The organism is Chitinivorax sp. PXF-14, assembly GCF_040812015.1.
Classification (GTDB): domain Bacteria; phylum Pseudomonadota; class Gammaproteobacteria; order Burkholderiales; family SCOH01; genus JBFNXJ01.
Map to the genome: position 1 here is coordinate 478,002 of NZ_JBFNXJ010000001.1, position 13,126 is coordinate 491,127.

Consider the following 13,126-nt stretch of genomic DNA (forward strand, 5'->3'; position numbering starts at 1 on the left):
CGATGGCAAGCCCGTCATTATAACGGCCCAGACTGGCGTGTGGCCGATGGCTGTTTTGCCGGCGCCGGCGTCACCAAACTTTCATCTATTTTTCATGGTGTTGTCTTGCATCTCATGCAAATTGACCGCATGGATGCCCGACCCTTTCTGGTAAGCGAATTGCCCACGCAGCGCCGGCAACTGCGCCTCGCCATCATCACGGAAACCTACCCGCCGGAAATCAACGGCGTGGCGATGACCATCGGCCGCATGGTGAATGGCCTGCAGGCGCGCGGCCACCAGCTGCAGCTGATCCGCCCGCGCCAGCATGCGCAGGATGTGGCGCGCACCGACGACAACTACGAAGAGCTGCTCAGGCGCGGCTTGCCGATCCCCCGCTACGACGGCCTCAAGTTTGGCCTGCCGGCCAAGCAGGCGCTGACGCGTGCCTGGACCTACAAGCGGCCCGACCTGGTGCATGTGGTGACGGAGGGGCCGCTGGGCTGGTCCGCCATTGCCGCGGCCAACAAGCTCAAGATACCGGTCACCTCCGATTTTCATACCAACTTCCACAGCTACAGCAAGCACTATGGCGTGGGCTGGCTCAACAAGCCGATTCACGCCTACCTGCGCAAACTGCACAACCGCTCGCTGCTGACCTTCGTGCCGACCGAGGAGATCGCCCGCACGCTCGAAGGTGCGGGGTATCGCAATCTGTCGGTGGTGGCGCGCGGTGTCGATACCCGCCTGTTCCACCCGGAGCGCCGCGATGACGAGCTGCGCGCCAGCTGGGGCCTGAAGCCGGGCGAAGTAGTTGTCGCCTACGTCGGCCGTCTGGCCGCCGAGAAGAATCTGCCGCTGGTGCTGCGCACCTTCGAGTCCATGCGGGCGAGCGGCAGGCCCTGCCGCATGCTGTGGGTGGGTGATGGCCCCGAGCGGGCCGGCCTCGCTGAGCGCTACCGTGATCATCTGTTCGCCGGCATGCGTACCGGCGAAGACCTGGCGCGCCACTATGCGAGCGCCGACGTGTTCCTGTTTCCAAGCACGACCGAGACCTACGGCAACGTCACCATCGAGGCGCTGGCCTCGGGCCTGGCCGTGGTCGCTTACGACTACGCCGCGGCGCGCGAGCATATCCGCCCACGCCAGAACGGCATGCTGGCCGGGCTCCACGACGAGGCCGCCTTCATCGACGCCGGCCGCGAGCTGGCCACGCACGCCGGGCTGCTGGCCGATGTGCGGCGCCAGGCGGCCAACTCGGTGGCGCACCTGAGCTGGGATCAGGTCGTGGCCGAATTCGAGTCGTGCCTCATCGACGTGATTTCGACCTGGGAGGAACACCGTGAGCAAACTTGAACTGTCGCTGCAGCGTTTTGAAGCCTGGGACCGGCGCGTGACCGAGCGCGCCAACCGGGCCACTGCCTATCGCCCGGTACGCGGCGTCTTCGCGATCGTCAGCCGGCTTGGCGATGGCGTGTTCTGGTACGTGCTGATGGCCGTGCTGCTGGCGCGCTATGCCGATGCGGCGCTGCAGCCGGTGGTGCACATGATCGTGGTCGGCGTGCTCTGCACCTTGCTCTACAAATGGCTCAAGGCCATGACCTCGCGGCCGCGCCCCTATTGCCGCAGCGACAGCATTGCGCTGTGCGTGGCGCCGCTCGACCAGTTCAGCTTCCCGTCCGGGCACACGCTGCACGCGGTATCGTTCACGCTGATCGCGCTGCACTATTATCCCGCCCTGACCTGGCTGCTGTTGCCGTTCGCGGTACTGGTCGCACTGTCGCGCATGGTGCTGGGCCTGCACTATCCGAGCGATGTGCTGGCCGGTGGCCTGATCGGCTCCTTCGTTGGCGGCCTGTCGCTGCTGATCTTCGGCTAGCCGCCAGTCGGGCGCGAACAAGCCACGAGGTGGGAATGGCCCCGCTTGTGGGGGCCGCGCAATGAGATCACGGATGGATGGGGCGAGCCTCTTTTCCGCGTGGCGATCAGCCTGATGGCTGATGCGCATGGCCGCTCGTCGGCCTGCCACGCGCTTCGGCTGCAAAAACAGGCGAGCTGGGATTAAGATGATGGTGCCGTTCAATTCCATGATGGGGCCACCATGCGTCTACTGATGATCGCCGCGCTGTCGGCGAGCCTGCTTGCCTGTGGCAAGACCGAAGAAAAACCGCCGGTCAAGCTGCTCGAATCGCAACGCCAGCAATTGCAGGATGCCAAGGCGGTCGACCAGACCGTGCAGCAGGCTGCGCAACAGCAGCGCGACAATCTGGAAAAGCAGGAAGCCGGTGAGGCTGCCAAGTAACAAGATGTGGCTGCTGTTGCTGGGCTTGGCTGTCGCGGGCCCGGCCGTTGCAGCCGACGAGGCGGCGATGCCGATGCCGGCCTGGTTCGTCGCGCCCGGTCAGACCGCCGCAGTGCAAGGCGAGGTGCCTGGCCGGCCGGCGAAGGGGGTCATGCTGTTTTTCTGGATGGAAGCCTGTGGCTATTGCGAGCGCATGGTGAGCAGCACCTTTCGTTTCGACGCGGTCGCCACGTCAGCGACTGCCGCATTCGATGCGGTCGGCGTCAACCTGTTCGACGACGCGCCGCTGCCATGGCTGGGCGGCGAGCCGTTGAGCGGGCGCCGCCTGGCCCGCTACTATCAGGTGCAGACCACGCCGACCACGGTGTTTGTCGATGCGTCAGGCAAGGAACTCAACCGCGTTGTCGGCTATCTGCCTTCCAAGGCGTTCGTGCGAGAGATCGAGCTGGCCGCCCGGCGCAAGCGCTGAGCCTTGTCAGGCGAACTGCCCCGCGGCATAGCCCGACGACCACGCCCACTGGAAATTGTACCCACCGAGCCAGCCGGTCACGTCGACGACCTCTCCGATGAAATACAGGCCCGGCACGCGCCGCGCCTCCATCGTCTTGGACGACAGCTCATTGGTATCGACCCCGCCCAGCGTGACTTCCGCCTTCTTGTAGCCCTGGGTGCCACCAGGCTTGATTGCCCAGTCTTCCAGTTGCGCGGCGATCTGCTGAAGCTCGGGCTCGTTGAGTTGGCGCACCGGCCTGTTCGCATCGGCGCGCTCTGCCATCAGCTGCGCGAGCCGCTTGGGCAGGCGTTGCGCAAGCAGGTTCGCGAGCAACTGGTCGCTGCGTCGGTGCGACTCAAGCCACGCCAATGCGTCGTTGGCTGGGAATAGGTTGATGTGGATCAGCTCACCCGGCCGCCAGTAGGATGAAATCTGCAGGATGGCAGGGCCCGACACCCCCCGGTGCGTGACCAGCACATTCTCGCGGAAGGCGGTGTCGCCGCAGCTGACGCTCGCCTCTGCCGACAGGCCCGCCATGTCTGCGAGCGGGGCCAGGTCTTCTGGCTGGAAGGTGAGCGGCACCAGCCCCGGCGCCAGCTGCGTGATCGCCAGCCCGAACTGCCTGGCCACGTCGTAGCCGAAGCCGGTGGCGCCGATCTGCGGGATAGACAGGCCGCCGGTCGCGATCACCAGGCTCGCACAGCTGAAGGCGCCCTTGCTGGTGCTCAGCGTGAACATCCCGTCCTGCCTGTCGATGCTGGCAATACTGCAGGGCATCTGCCATTGCACCCCGGCGTCATCGCATTCGCGCTGCAGCATGTCGATGATCTGCTGCGAGCTGTCGTCGCAGAATAGCTGGCCCAGCTTCTTTTCGTGATAGGCAATGCCGTGGCGCTCGACCAGATCGAGGAAATCGCGCGCGGTGTAGCGCGCCAACGCCGAGCGGCAGAAATGCGGGTTGCCCGACAGGTAGTTCTCGGGCCGAGCGTTGATGTTGGTGAAGTTGCAGCGGCCGCCGCCCGAGATGCGTATCTTCTCGGCCAGCTTCTCCGCGTGGTCGATCAGCAGCACGCTGCGACCGCGTTGCGCTGCGACGTGGGCGCACATCATGCCCGCTGCGCCGGCCCCCACGATAATGACGTCGAAATGCATGGTATGCGCCGGAAAAACCGCCATTCTATCAAAGCGATGGCGGACGGCAGAAAGGGATTTGCGCCACACCGGACAGCGATCATGCCGATCTCATTATTAGAGCAAAAACTTAAGGCGGCATATTGCAATGTCATTGGTTTAGAGTAGAATATCTAAACGCACTTGCACCGACACAGAAGTGTTTGTTTGAAAAAACATTAAGTCAGAACAATGACTTGAAAAAAACACTTGATGAGGCATATGAGACCTCGGCCCGAGCAGAGGCGAAGTCAGATACGGATAAACGTATCGACTATTTGATCGGCATGCGAGTGCACAAAGGAGAAGTAGCATGAGAAATACCCTGGTAATGATGCTTGCCTTGCTGGCCGGCAGCGCACACGCCGAACTGGTGGCGATTGACGACGCCACCATGTCCGAGACCGTGGGGCGCGAGGGCCTGAGCGTGCTGATGCAGGTTCAGGTCAAGGGCTCGATGGAGTTCCAGCAGGTGCAGGCGGGGGAGACCAACGCCTTCGCGCTGTCCAACTTCGTCATCAACTGGACGGGCCAGGACGTGCAGAATGCGACGCCAGGCATCCTGTTGACGCGGCTCGACGTCAAGGATGACTCGATCTTCATCGAATTGCCGATCGCGCAGTTTTCCGTCGGCGTGAAGGATCTCGAAATGCGTCAGGGCCTGCGTGCCGATGGTTCGGCGGCCAGCGTCAGCCGTTTCGGCTCGGTGTATGCGATGGGCTTTGACATGTCCAAGTCCTATGTCGAACTCGCGGCGCACTAAGACGATGACAAAGCTGAAGACTTGCCTGGCCACGGCACTGCCACTGATGCTGTCGATGTCCGTGAACGCGGCCCTGACGGATCTTGGCGACGCCGACCTACAGCAGGTGAGCGGCCAGGATGGCTTGTCCATCGTGCTCAGCGACAACTTCGGCTTTCGCGTGACCGATATTCCAGGCACCGGCGTCACGCCGGGTAAAGCCAACAGCATCCGTTTCACCGCGCCACGCCGGACCAAATACGATTCCGGCCTCAATTATCTCGATTTCGAGAAGGATTATGTCGAGCTGACCGATCTCGATGTCCAGACCTCGCAGTTCGCCCCGATCACCGACCCGATCAAGCTGGACCTGGTCAAGCTCAGCGATGGCCGTGCCGCCATCCAGTTCAAGCTGCCCGACAACACCAGTGGCCTTGGCAAGTTGAGCGCCAGTTTTACCGTCAGTGATTTCGCCCCTGTCTACGCTGACCAGAACTACGCCCCGACCGCTGCATCGGCGCCACAGCGCTGGACCCTCGGGCGATTCGAAATCAACGATGTCGTGCAAAAGGGCACCAAGATTCAGCTGAGCGCAGCTGGTGATGGTTACGGCTGGGCGGTCGACACGGAGCTGCGCATCGGTGAAATCGGCATCTACCCGCGCTTCGCGGCCGGCGTGTCGCGCCAGGACAGCGCCACGCTCGATGAATGGTGGAAGTTCTCCGGCATCGCCCTGTGCGGCAACCTGACCAACGATTCATGTGCCGATGGCAGCCGTTTCAAGTTCGGCGACTCGGCTGCGGGCGCGTTTGTCGTCAAGGCAGAGAACGTCGACGGCAAGCCGAGCCTCACCATGACCATGGGGAACGTCAATGTGCAGGCGATGGACGGAGCGGTGCCGTTGGCCCAGGGCTCCATCGTCGTCGATTCGGTGACGACCAAGTCCAGCCGTTGCGCTGGCGGCATGTGCGACTTCGGCAAGCAGATCATTGGCGACATGAAGATTTACTCCATGCGCATCAAGTTCAAGGACCTTTGACATGCGCGCATTGCTGGCTGCATTGCTTATCCTGCCCGCCATCGCCATGGCGCAACCCCAGGAGCTCGAGGACGGCGTGCTGAGCGACGTCACCGGCCAGGATGGCCTGTCGATCCGGCGCCTGCATTTCGAGTTCGGGGGGACGGCGCAGGGCAGCGGCACATCGGTTTTCAAGACCAACAGTATCTACTTCGGGTTTGACGAGGCAACCGGCAACAAGGCAGCCTATCTTGCCTATGAGCACCTGCACGGCTACATCGACTTCCAGACGCCGCTGCTGATCGACGTGGTGTCCAATGGGTTGGGGAACCCGGATTCAGTCATGTTCACGTTGCCGCAGTACATCGACATCGACCTGGCCTGGGACAGCATCTCGGTCCAGAGCAGCCTTGGCGTGGCGCGCGAGCAGGTCAACATTGTGTCGCAGACGGGCGTGGTTCAGCGCCAGGAGTACGAGCCGATCAACAACCTGGGCTCGACGCAGTTCGTTGGGCGCGTGCAGTTCAATAGCGGTTCCTGGGTCAAGATGTTCGGGCATTGACCCGCAGGCTTGACCCGTATTACCCGGTTTGCAGCCGGCGCAACACAATCAACGAATATGAGGCCAACGCGATCCCCCGTGGACGACGTGGTGCCCATTTAAAATGGTCAGAAATTTCAGAGGTGATACCAGTGAGCCGTTGGCAAACCATGCTGACGCTGCTTGTGCTTGGGTCCGTTCCAGCTGCTGCACAGGCAGAGTTGAAATCAATCAGCGACGACGTGATGTCGGAGCATTGGGGGCAGGCGTTGATCGAGGTGACGAACGTCACCCAGCACACAGCGCCCGTCGTGACAGGTACGTTGACGCCGGATGCCAATTCGAAGATCAACGGCTATGACGTATCGGGCGTGCCCAAGGATTCGACCGGTGCGGCGATTACCGGCGATATTTCCTATTCCAAGCTGCGCATCGGTGCCGAAATCTCGCTCGACTCGGAGATCGGAAAGCTGCGCCTGGGGGGGTACAACAATCCCAGCTTCCCGACCCAGGCCTACGACGTCAATTCCGATGCGCTGGTGTTTACCGGCTACCAGAAAGATGGCGTCTATCACCCGTTTACCATCAAGAACCCGTATATCGAGTTCGCCATGCGTGATGCGCAGGACAGCTCGACGACGCGGGAGATCCTTGGCGTCCGTATCGGCTTCGAAGAGGCGGATGGCATGCTGGGGCTCAATCTCAATGCGCTGTCCGGCCGCACCTACCTGACGTCCACACAGACCAACGGCACCTTCAACGTCAACAGCTACGGGCAGCGTTCGACGGGCGATGGCACCGCGACCACCACGGGCGGGACGGCGACCGCCGTGACCGACGCCTACCAGAAGTTCGATTCCTTGTGCCTGGGGCGCACCGGCGCGCAGGGGGCGTGCGGTGACTCGGCCGATCCCACGCGCGACTTCTTCATTTCGTTCAACAAGGTGAGTGGCCTGTTCTACCCCAAGGCTACCGGCAGCGCCGACTACACGCCCACGCAGCAGGGGGTCTGGCTCAACCTGACCGACAACGCCCGCATTTATCAGATCAAGAACATGACCGGTGATCTGAGCGTGCTCAATACCTCCAATCCCCCCATCCGTCGCTGGTAATGCTGTTTCTGCGCCACTCCAGCGGGAATGGCGCAGGCTTCAGCGCCCGAGCCGAAGCCATTGGGCTTGCCAGCCTGACTGAGTCCAGACCATAAAAAAAGCGCGTGTCGTGTGACACGCGCTAACCACGCCATCGGTGAACCTGGGAGAGCTTAGTTCACCGTTTCTTGCAATTGTTGCAGGATCGCCGGGTTCTCCAGCGTCGATACGTCCTGCGTGATTTCCTCGCCCTTGGCAAGCGAGCGCAGCAGTCGACGCATGATCTTGCCCGAGCGGGTCTTGGGCAGGTTGTCGCCGAAGCGGATTTCCTCTGGGCGGGCGAGGGCGCCGATCTCGTGGCTGACCCATTCGCGCAGGTTCTTGGCGATCTGCTTCGCCTCATCGGCCGTTTCCGGGGTCTTCTTCAGCACGACGAAGGCAACCACGGCTTCGCCCTTCACCTCGTGCGGCTTGCCGACCACGGCGGCCTCGGCCACCAGCGGGTTGGCTACGAGCGCCGATTCGATCTCCATCGTGCCCAGGCGGTGGCCCGATACGTTCAGCACGTCGTCGATACGGCCCATGATCCAGTAATAGCCGTTCTCGTCGCGGTTGGCCGAGTCGCCGGCGAGGTAGAGCTGGCCGTTGAATTCTTCCGGGAAATAGGTCTTCTTGAAGCGTTCCGGGTCGCCCCAGATGGTGCGTACCATCGAAGGCCAGGGCCGCTTGATGACGAGGAAGCCACCCTTGCCCGGCTCGACCGGGGCACCTGCCTCATCGACGATGTCGACCATGATGCCCGGCACGGGCAGCGTGCACGAACCCGGCTTGGTTGGTACCGCGCCCGGCATCGGCGTGATCATGTGGCTGCCGGTCTCGGTTTGCCACCAGGTGTCGACGATCGGGCAGCGGCGCTTGCCGACCACTTCGTAGTACCACATCCAGGCTTCGGGGTTGATCGGCTCGCCCACGGTGCCCAGCAGGCGCAGGCTGGACAGGTCGAACTGGTTGGGCAGGTCCGCACCCAGCTTGATCAGTGAGCGGATCGCGGTTGGTGCGGTGTAGAAGGTGGTGACCTTGTGGCGCTCGATCATCTGCCAGAAGCGACCGGCATCCGGGTAGGTCGGCACGCCCTCGAAGATGACCTGGGTTGCGCCAACGGCGAGCGGGCCGTATGTGACGTAGGTGTGGCCGGTGATCCAGCCCACATCGGCGGTGCACCAGAAGATGTCGTTTGGCTTGTAGTCGAAGCTCCATTGCATGGTGCAGATGGCGCCGAGCAGGTAGCCGCCGGAGCTGTGCTGCACGCCCTTGGGCTTGCCGGTGGAGCCGGAGGTGTAAAGCACGAACAGCGGGTCTTCCGCATTCATCCACTCGGGTTCGCAGTCTTCCGCCTGGCCCTCGGTGAGCTTGTGCCACCAGATGTCGCGCGCCTCGTTCCACTTGCTGCAGCCATTGTTGGTGCGTTGGTAGACCACGACCTTCTGCACGCTGTCGCAGCCGCCCATCTCGAAGGCCTCATCGGTGACGGCCTTCAGTGGCACGGCCTTGCCGCCGCGCATGCCTTCGTTGGCGGTGATCACCAACTTGGCGCCGGCATCCTGAATACGCTCCTGCAGGGACTTGGCGGAGAAGCCGCCGAACACCACCGAGTGGATCGCACCGATGCGGGCGCAGGCCTGCATGGCGACGACAGCTTCGATACTCATCGGCATGTAGACGACGACGCGGTCACCCCGGCCGACCCCGAGGCTCTTCAGGCCATTGGAGAACTGGCAGACGCGGCGATACAGCTCGGCGTAGGTGGCGCGGGTCACACTGCCGTCGTCGGCTTCGAAGATGATTGCGATCTTGTTCGCGAGCTGCGCCAGATGGCGATCCAGACAGTTGTACGAGACGTTGAGCACGCCATCGTCGAACCACTTGTAGAACGGAGGATTGGACTCGTCGAGCACGCGGGTGAACATCTTCTTCCAGGTGATGGCCTCGCGTGCGCGCTCACCCCAGAAGCCGGCGTAGTGCTCGTTGGCTTGCTCGCACAGCTGGTTGTAGGCATCCATCCCCGAGATCGTGGCTTTGCGGCGGAACTCTTCGTTCGGTTCGAAAACCCGGTTTTCCTTGAGGATCGAGTCAATCGTGGACATGTGTGTTTCCCTCTTGATGAATGGGTGGGCGCGGTGTTCGGGTGTCGTAACCGCTGGTGAAAAACAGCCTGTCTGGACTGGCTTTCAACAGCGTTCGTCGTGCTAACACTCTAGATAGCGTGGAGTTTGAAATCCAATTGCATTTTCTGATGCGCAGAATCAGTCGGGCTGATAGCCGGAAACCCGCGCCAGTGCTCAAAAAAAGGCCCCGCCGTGTAGGCGGCGGGGCAAGCCGTGGGGTGTTGCCAAGTCGAGGGAGTAAACCGGTTAATGCTTCGATGCGGCCTCTGCGCCGATGCCCGTCATCGAGCGGATGAACTGGGGCAGGAATGCGGCATGCTCGCGTTTGGCCGACTCGCTGGTGTCGAGTATCGAGACCAGCCAGGTCGAGAAGAACGCCAGCGTGATCGAGAAGATGGCTGGGTTTTTGTACGGGAACAGCGCTTCCTTGTGCTTGAGCACATCCACCCAGACGGTCGGGCCGAGCACGATCAGCAGCACGGCGGAGGCGAGGCCGATGAAGCCGCCCACGACGGCGCCGCGTGTACTCAGGCGCTTCCAGAACATCGACAGGAACAGTACCGGGAAGTTGGCCGATGCCGCGATCGAGAAGGCCAGGCCAACCATGAAGGCGATGTTCTGCTTCTCGAAGGCAATGCCGAGGATGATCGCGACGACGCCCAGCGCCACGGTGGCATACTTGGAAACACGCATTTCGCTGGCTTCATCGCTCTTGCCGCGACGGAACACGTTGGCGTAGAGGTCATGCGATACCGCGGTGGCGCCGGACAGCGTCAGGCCTGCCACGACAGCCAGGATGGTAGCGAAGGCCACGGCCGAGATGAAGCCCAGGAACAGGTCGCCGCCAACCGCCTTGGCCAGGTGCACGGCCGCCATATTGTCGCCGCCGATCAGCTTGCCTGCCGCATCCTTGAAGTCGGGGTTGGTCGACACCAGCATGATCGCGCCGAAGCCGATGATGAAGGTGAGGATGTAGAAGTAGCCGATGAAGCCGGTCGCGAAGAACACCGATTTGCGCGCTTCCTTGGCATCCTTCACGGTGAAGAAGCGCATCAGGATGTGCGGCAGGCCGGCGGTGCCGAACATCAGCGCCAAGCCCAGCGATACGGCATCGACGGGGTTCGATACGAGCTGGCCCGGCTCCATGATCGCTGCATGCTTCTCGTGCGCCTGCACGGCGGTCGCGAACATCTGCTCGGGGCTGAAGCCGACTGTGTTGAGCACCATGAACGCCATGAAGGTCGCGCCAGCCAGCAGGATGACCGCCTTGATGATCTGCACCCAGGTGGTGGCCAGCATGCCGCCGAACGTCACGTAGAGCACCATCAGGATGCCGACCATGATCACCGCCGAGGTGTAGCTCATGCCGAACAGGAGCTGGATCAGCTTGCCCGCGCCGACCATCTGCGCGATCAGGTAGAGCGCCACGACCACCAGCGTGCCGGTTGCTGCGAGCACGCGCACCGGTTTCTGCTGCAGGCGGTAGGAGGCGACGTCGGCGAAGGTGTACTTGCCGAGGTTGCGCAGGCGCTCGGCCACCAGGAACAGGATGATGGGCCAGCCGACGAGGAAGCCGATCGAATAGATCAGGCCATCGTAGCCCTTGGTCATCACCATCGCCGAGATGCCGAGGAAGGAGGCCGCGGACATGTAGTCACCGGCAATCGCCAGGCCGTTCTGGAAGCCGGTGATGCCGCCGCCGGCCGTGTAGAAGTCCTTGGCCGATTTGGTGCGGCGGGCCGCCCAGAAAGTGACGCCGAGCGTGAAGGAGACAAATACGAAGAACATGATGATCGCGTGCCAGTTCAGCGGCTGGCGCTTGACCTCGCCGGTCAGCGCCTCGCCGGCCATGGCCAGCGGGGCGGCCAGGCTCAGCGCGGCGGTCCAGAATGCATTGCGCAGCGTGCTCACTTGTGTGCCTCCTCGATGATCTGTGCGTTCAGGGTGTCGAACTCGGAGTTGGCGCGGCGCACGTAGATGCCGGTCAACAGGAAGGCCGATAGGATGACTGCCACGCCGACCGGGATGCCGACCGTCATGACGCCACCCGACAGCGATGCGCCAAGGGTCTTGGGCGAGAAGGCGATCACCAGGATGAAGCCGTAGTAGATCGCCAGCATGACCAGCGACAGCTTCCAGCCGAAGCTGGTTTTCTTGTGGACCAACTCGGCAAACCTGGGATTTGCCTCGATGCGCCGCATCAGTTCCTCGTTCATATATGTCCCTCCTTCTTTGGAATACGGAAATCCGTGGAGGGCAATCTATGCCCGCTAGAGTTGAGGGTCTAATCGCAAATTCTGATAGGCGGAATTCACCGGCCCGATACGTGGCACTCAATGGCGCGTCGCCACTGGCTTGGCGAGGGAAAAACAGCTTGCGCTGATGGGGGCGATAAAATTCGCTGATATCGGGGGCAAATCCGCCCGTGCCGCCGCAGCCCAGGCAGGGCGCCGCCTACGCGGAAAAATGCTGTTTACATGCTATGATCCAACGCTACCTTGACGTGAACATGGGCCTTCCCGGCAGGCCGGGCGGGGCCTGCACCGCATAGCCCGGAGCACCTTGCCATGACAGCCTTGCCGAACCAGGATGCGCCGCGCATCGCGGTGATCATTCCCTTCTTCCAGCGCGAGCCGGGCGTGCTGGTCCGTGCGCTGCGCAGCGTGGCTGCGCAGGACTATGCAGGCCCCTGCCGTGTGATCGTGGTGGACGATGCGTCGCCGGTCGCGGCCGATGCCGAGGCGCAGGACATCGAGTTGCCCGCGTCGATGACGCTACAGCTGATCCGTCAGCCCAACCGTGGCCCTGGCGGGGCGCGCAACCGCGGGCTGGATGAACTGGCCGGCGCCGCCGACTACGTAGCATTTCTCGATTCCGACGACGAATGGGTGCCGGATCACCTGAGCCGCGCGGTCAAGGCGCTGGAGCAGGGGCATGATTTCTATTTCACCGACATCTATCAGCTCGATCAGCAGGTCAGCGCCTTCAAGCGCGGCGGCAAGGTCGACCTCGCGAAATACCGGCCATTGCCGGCGATCGAGGATGGCTACGAGTACGCGGGCGACATGGTCGAGCAGATCGTGTTCGGCAACCTTATCGGTACTTCTAGCGTGGTGTTCCGCCTGAAGCCCCTGGCTGCCGTGCGCTTTCGCACCGAGTTGCGTCGTGCTGGCGAGGATTACCTGTTCTGGATCGGCTGCGCGCGGGCAGGGGCTCGTTTCTGCTTTTCGTCCCGCGTCGAGGTGCGCTACGGCCGTGGTGTCAACATCTTTGCGGGCACCCAGTGGGGCACGCCCGAGCATCTGCAGCGCACGGTGGATGAGCTCGCCTACCGGCGCATCGTGCTGGCGGAGATGAAAACCTCGTCGCCGAGCCACCAGAAGCTGCAAGGCCGCATCGACGCGCTGCTGAGCGACTATGGCGCATCGTTCTGGAGCGCCATGCTGCGCCAGCCGGCATCGACCCTGTCGGCTCTGCTCGCCCATCGCCGCCAGCAGCCGGGCCTGCTCGCCGCCCTGCCGCGGCGTTTCTTCAGGCGTTAGCCCAGCGTTACCGACGCCACGGGTTGTCGTCCCTATCCTGTGCTGGAACAGCGGCCAGCACATCCAGCCGTGCCTGGCCTCGC

General features: G+C 62.7%; 13 protein-coding genes. 9 read left to right on the forward strand and 4 right to left on the reverse strand.

Annotated features, from left to right (window positions below; genetic code table 11):
• The first annotated feature begins 129 nt into the window (after positions 1–129).
• The 4 genes from ABWL39_RS02295 to ABWL39_RS02310 all read left to right on the forward strand — a co-directional run bounded on the left by ABWL39_RS02295 (position 130) and on the right by ABWL39_RS02310 (position 2,750).
• Positions 130–1,335, forward strand: a complete 1,206-nt coding sequence (locus ABWL39_RS02295) for a glycosyltransferase family 4 protein (protein ID WP_367786768.1) — start codon at positions 130–132, stop codon at positions 1,333–1,335.
• A complete protein-coding gene (locus ABWL39_RS02300) occupies positions 1,322–1,858 on the forward strand; it encodes a phosphatase PAP2 family protein (RefSeq protein WP_367786770.1) in 537 nt (178 codons plus the stop codon). The genes ABWL39_RS02295 and ABWL39_RS02300 overlap by 14 nt, the downstream gene beginning before the upstream one ends.
• A gap of 222 nt (positions 1,859–2,080) precedes the next feature.
• Positions 2,081–2,281 (forward strand): hypothetical protein, encoded by a 201-nt coding sequence (locus ABWL39_RS02305; RefSeq protein ID WP_367786772.1) that lies wholly within the window; start codon positions 2,081–2,083, stop codon positions 2,279–2,281.
• The gene (locus ABWL39_RS02310; RefSeq protein WP_367786774.1) at positions 2,265–2,750 is read left to right on the forward strand and encodes a thioredoxin family protein; all 486 of its coding nucleotides are present in this window, start codon (positions 2,265–2,267) and stop codon (positions 2,748–2,750) included. The genes ABWL39_RS02305 and ABWL39_RS02310 overlap by 17 nt, the downstream gene beginning before the upstream one ends.
• Positions 2,751–2,756: 6 nt before the next feature.
• Here the strand turns inward: ABWL39_RS02310 and ABWL39_RS02315 are convergent, their stop codons facing one another.
• A complete protein-coding gene (locus tag ABWL39_RS02315) occupies positions 2,757–3,926 on the reverse strand; it encodes an NAD(P)/FAD-dependent oxidoreductase (protein ID WP_367786776.1) in 1,170 nt (389 codons plus the stop codon).
• Between the two features lie 331 nt (positions 3,927–4,257).
• Between ABWL39_RS02315 and ABWL39_RS02320 the strand changes: the two genes are divergently transcribed.
• The 4 genes from ABWL39_RS02320 to ABWL39_RS02335 all read left to right on the forward strand — a co-directional run bounded on the left by ABWL39_RS02320 (position 4,258) and on the right by ABWL39_RS02335 (position 7,357).
• Positions 4,258–4,707 carry a DUF6160 family protein gene (locus ABWL39_RS02320; RefSeq protein ID WP_367786777.1) on the forward strand — a complete coding sequence of 150 codons (450 nt, stop codon included), beginning with the start codon at positions 4,258–4,260 and terminating at the stop codon, positions 4,705–4,707.
• 4 nt (positions 4,708–4,711) lie between these two features.
• Positions 4,712–5,725: a DUF6160 family protein gene (locus tag ABWL39_RS02325; RefSeq protein ID WP_367786779.1), complete on the forward strand. Its 1,014-nt coding sequence runs from the start codon at positions 4,712–4,714 to the stop codon at positions 5,723–5,725.
• Position 5,726: 1 nt separating this feature from the next.
• A complete protein-coding gene (locus tag ABWL39_RS02330; protein ID WP_367786781.1) occupies positions 5,727–6,266 on the forward strand; it encodes a DUF6160 family protein in 540 nt (179 codons plus the stop codon).
• Positions 6,267–6,397: 131 nt separating this feature from the next.
• Positions 6,398–7,357: a hypothetical protein gene (locus ABWL39_RS02335; RefSeq protein WP_367786783.1), complete on the forward strand. Its 960-nt coding sequence runs from the start codon at positions 6,398–6,400 to the stop codon at positions 7,355–7,357.
• A gap of 152 nt (positions 7,358–7,509) precedes the next feature.
• On the opposite strand, the gene acs is transcribed toward ABWL39_RS02335, so the two are convergent.
• From acs to ABWL39_RS02350, 3 genes are all read right to left on the reverse strand, one after another.
• Complete coding sequence (gene acs / locus ABWL39_RS02340; RefSeq protein WP_367786785.1) at positions 7,510–9,480, reverse strand: acetate--CoA ligase; 1,971 nt, start codon at positions 9,478–9,480, stop codon at positions 7,510–7,512.
• A gap of 267 nt (positions 9,481–9,747) precedes the next feature.
• A complete protein-coding gene (locus ABWL39_RS02345; RefSeq protein WP_367786921.1) occupies positions 9,748–11,403 on the reverse strand; it encodes a cation acetate symporter in 1,656 nt (551 codons plus the stop codon).
• Positions 11,404–11,408: 5 nt separating this feature from the next.
• Positions 11,409–11,717, reverse strand: coding sequence for a DUF485 domain-containing protein (locus ABWL39_RS02350; RefSeq protein WP_367786787.1), 309 nt, complete (start codon positions 11,715–11,717; stop codon positions 11,409–11,411).
• A gap of 351 nt (positions 11,718–12,068) precedes the next feature.
• Between ABWL39_RS02350 and ABWL39_RS02355 the strand changes: the two genes are divergently transcribed.
• Entirely contained in the window at positions 12,069–13,043 is a 975-nt protein-coding gene (locus ABWL39_RS02355) for a glycosyltransferase family 2 protein (protein WP_367786789.1), read from the forward strand.
• Positions 13,044–13,126: the final 83 nt, after the last annotated feature.

What these genes read in the sequence shown, in the direction of transcription:
- ABWL39_RS02295 (WP_367786768.1), top strand. Translation starts at nt 130, where the DNA reads ATGGATGCCCGACCCTTTCTGGTAAGCGAATTGCCCACGCAGCGCCGG.
- ABWL39_RS02305 (WP_367786772.1), top strand. Translation starts at nt 2,081, where the DNA reads ATGCGTCTACTGATGATCGCCGCGCTGTCGGCGAGCCTGCTTGCCTGT.
- ABWL39_RS02315 (WP_367786776.1), bottom strand. Translation starts at nt 3,926, where the DNA reads ATGCATTTCGACGTCATTATCGTGGGGGCCGGCGCAGCGGGCATGATG.
- ABWL39_RS02320 (WP_367786777.1), top strand. Translation starts at nt 4,258, where the DNA reads ATGAGAAATACCCTGGTAATGATGCTTGCCTTGCTGGCCGGCAGCGCA.
- ABWL39_RS02325 (WP_367786779.1), top strand. Translation starts at nt 4,712, where the DNA reads ATGACAAAGCTGAAGACTTGCCTGGCCACGGCACTGCCACTGATGCTG.
- ABWL39_RS02330 (WP_367786781.1), top strand. Translation starts at nt 5,727, where the DNA reads ATGCGCGCATTGCTGGCTGCATTGCTTATCCTGCCCGCCATCGCCATG.
- acs (WP_367786785.1), bottom strand. Translation starts at nt 9,480, where the DNA reads ATGTCCACGATTGACTCGATCCTCAAGGAAAACCGGGTTTTCGAACCG.
- ABWL39_RS02350 (WP_367786787.1), bottom strand. Translation starts at nt 11,717, where the DNA reads ATGAACGAGGAACTGATGCGGCGCATCGAGGCAAATCCCAGGTTTGCC.
- ABWL39_RS02355 (WP_367786789.1), top strand. Translation starts at nt 12,069, where the DNA reads ATGACAGCCTTGCCGAACCAGGATGCGCCGCGCATCGCGGTGATCATT.